General features: G+C 67.3%; 1 protein-coding gene. It reads right to left on the minus strand.

Going from position 1 to position 715, the window contains the following annotated elements:
* Positions 1 to 715 (minus strand): cation:proton antiporter domain-containing protein (locus ACXJKH_RS21680; RefSeq protein WP_457322475.1); only part of this gene is annotated, 715 nt, incomplete at both ends.

A 715-nucleotide genomic window follows, 5' to 3' on the forward strand; every position in this document is an offset into this window, starting at 1 on the left:
ATCCCGCAGCACCTGGGCCAGCGCGCTGCCGACGCGGCCGTAGCCGATCACGATGGCATGGTCGTGCAGGTCCAGCGACGGGCCGGGCGGCAGCTCGGTTTCCACCGCGGTCGGCGTGGTTTCCTGGTGCTTGAGCAGCCAGCGGTCGAGCAGGCCGAACACCAGCGGGTTGAGCATGATCGAGATCAGCGCACCGGCCAGCACCAGCGCCTGCCCGGTGGGCGGCAGGATTTTCAGCGTCACGCCGAGGCCGGCGATGATGAAGGCGAACTCGCCGATCTGCGCCAGGCTGGCCGAGATGGTCAGCGCGGTGCCGGTCGGGTGGCCGAACGCGCGCACGATCACGAACGCGGCGGCGGATTTGCCGAACATGATGATCGCTGCGGTGGCCAGCACCTGCCACGGATGTTCGATCAGGATCGCCGGGTTGAACAGCATGCCCACCGAGACGAAGAACAGCACCGCGAACGCATCGCGCAGCGGCAGTGAATCGTTGGCGGCCTTGTGGCTCAGCTCCGATTCGTTGAGCAGCATGCCGGCGAAGAACGCACCGAGCGCGAACGACACACCGAACAGCATCGCCGAACCGAACGCCACGCCAAGTGCAATGGCCAGCACCGCCAGGGTGAACAGCTCGCGCGAACCGGTACCGGCGATGCGTTCGAGGATCCACGGGATCACCCGCCGCCCCACCACCAGCATCACCGCCACGAAC

The organism is Stenotrophomonas sp. P5_B8 (assembly GCF_054049855.1).